2 protein-coding genes are annotated in these 2,726 nt (G+C 43.1%); both read right to left on the reverse strand.

Annotation, left to right across the window (positions count from 1 at the left end; genetic code table 11):
* Window positions 1-888: hypothetical protein (locus WBM49_RS06155; RefSeq protein ID WP_424371184.1), on the reverse strand; the 888-nt coding region annotated here is incomplete at its 3' end.
* Window positions 889-1,311: 423 nt separating this feature from the next.
* On the reverse strand, window positions 1,312-2,726 hold a 1,415-nt coding region (locus WBM49_RS06160; protein ID WP_424371185.1), incomplete at its 5' end, for a right-handed parallel beta-helix repeat-containing protein.

The following is a 2,726-nucleotide window of genomic DNA, read 5'->3' on the forward strand; positions in this document are numbered from 1 at the left end:
AGCATTGATCTCATCGATCGCTGCCTGTACATCCGTAGCGGTTAGCCCGGAAGTGGTATTATCATATGGGTTACTGCTCGCATTGGTATCGATAAGTTGGGTTGCCCCTGTCTCATCGGTATAGGTATAGGTGCCATCGGCATTATCTACCAAAGTAGAGATGGAGGTATCCGTAATAATAGTGGTATTTCCGGCAGCATCTGTAAAGTCATAGGTGCCATCTAAATTGTCTACCAAAGACACAGTTCCGGCCAACGCATTGATCTCATCGATCGCTGCCTGTACATCCGTGGCGGTTAGCCCGGAAGTGGTATTATCGTAGGTTACTTCCGCAGCTGTCTGATCATCGGTGCCTAGTAATCCCGAAAGATCTACTGTCTGGGTATTCCCATTTTCTAGTGTAAGTGTAAGAATGTTACTGGCATCTATACTAAAAGCAGTAATGGTCTGGTCATCTGTATTATCTAAATAAGGAGTAAGATTTACGGTACCCCCATCTTCCAGGGTAAGTATATTTCCTGCCAGGCTCAGTAGCTGGTCGTCCGTACCGGTGCCGCTAAGGGAAGAGAGGTCTACATTAACCGTATTCCCATCTTCAATATCTAATGAAAGTATATTGGTACCAGCGTTAAAGCTGAAATTTTGCAAAAGCTGATCGTCTGAAGAGGTCAGCTCCCAGCTGTTTCCATCCCAGAAGTAGATTACTCCGGTATTGGTATTGACATAAATATCTCCTGTATCAGCACCGCTTGGGGTGGTGGTTCCGGGGGAGGTTACTGCAGTTCCACTGAGGACCTCACAGTTACACTGATCTTGCAAGGTCACAGTGGTTTGTGAAAAAGCAAATCCCGATACCAGAAACAGAAGGAGTAGGATCTTCTTATCCATGGCTAATAACTTAAATATGTTTTTCTCGTTTTTCAATAGTTTGTTCAACGGTTTACACCTTATACTTTATAATCAACTAACAAATTTAACCCGAAGCTACCCCTGGGAAAATAATTGTTGTGTACTCGATGAAATGCATTGTCTAACACCCAATAATTGAGGTATTGCAACAAAAAAACCATAAAAACAGTAAGGTTTCGTTGGTCGATCATCCCAATAATAGCACAACTTACCAGACGCTGCTTCGTAGGAATTTTCCCTAATAGTTGTGCATTTGTCATGCAAATTGGAAGCTTTTATTTTTTGTAAAATGGATCAGAAATTCCCAGGATTTTTACCACAATTTGGAAGGTGTTTGCAGACTACTTTATTGCCAATATTTAGCAATTGTAATACGTAGTTTTGATAAGAAAAAAGGTAGTTCTAATTTGGATTTACCCGGTAGGTAATTCTTCTATTGGTGATCACTGACTTGATCTTGATGATGGAAACCGGAGAAAATTCCGAAGTGGTGTTAGCCAGAGTGGCCGTCGCAGTCACCTTAAATCCAATCGCTAAACTAGGTGTATAAGGAATCTGAAGATGAAATTGATTGGTATTATCTGTGTTGCCATCTATATCTGTATAAACAGATGATCCTGCATCCAGATCACTACCACTTCCTTCCACAGCAGATCCTACATATATCTGGCCTTCTCCATAATCAGTACTCATTCCAAGCTGATTGTCCCCTTCTGTAGCCGTACCTTCGTTAATATCGGTTAAAAACACCTCTATGTTTGCCCCTGGGCGCGACCATCCTTTTAGAATCAGATTTGGGCCTTCAATATATGCTGTTGTAATAATTGGGAAATTAGCCGCTCCGTTTGGTCCGGCATCAGCATCACCGGTATCGTTTAAGGTTACGCCATCGCCCATCCCATCTGCCAGGTCCAGATCTATTCCAAGTGCATCGGAAGCAGTTCCGTTGGCATAAATAGAGTTTTGGGATATCAGATTTCCACTGGTATTGCCACCGGCCAGCACTATGCCTGCCCCTCCGTTAGAATAAATAATGTTTTGAGTAATAGAAGAATTATTCCCATCTAATTTTATCCCGGCTTTAGACTGTGTTCCTGCACAAGATCCTCCACTCTGACCGGATCCCGTAATCGTATTCTCAGTAACATCAACGTTTCCGGAAATATCATCTCCATCAATACCCAGGGATGCTGCATCCTCTATTAAGTTTTGCCTGATAATTATTCCGGTTCCGCTTAGTAAGGTAATATTATCATCACAAGCGCCACTACCATTTGTTGTGATATGATTGTTTTCGATCAGGGTCGATGTACCACCATTTACCAGGATTCCTGAGTCCCTGTTCGTGGAAATGTAGTTACCATTCACCTGTGCAGTTCCCCCTGTAATTTCAACGCCATACAATATGTTCCCGTCATTAGCACCGGAAGCATCTACCCCTAAAAGATTATTTCGTACGTTAACTGAACCGCTATTTAATAACACCCCGGCATCATCTTTGCCAAAAATGGCTAAATTCCTGATTACAGTAGCTGAAGCGTCTACCACAAAAGTATCTCCATTCTTGTCATGTACCTGGATCTCCGGAAGGTCGTAATTGGGCAAAGTCGTAGCTGAAATCCCTACCGTGGACCCACCGGCCCCAACCGTACCTGTATTGGTATTTCCTGAATACGCCGTCTGAGTTCGTCCGTCTATATAGGTGTTATCTCCTGTTATGGTCGTTAGAGGATCTGTTTCGATATCAAAGATTCCACCGGCAAAATTCCCATCGGCGGGTCTGCCCAGTAAATCCCCCGTAGGAGGGATCATAAAGA

The sequence above is a fragment of the Muriicola sp. genome (assembly GCF_049669965.1).
GTDB lineage: Bacteria > Bacteroidota > Bacteroidia > Flavobacteriales > Flavobacteriaceae > Muriicola.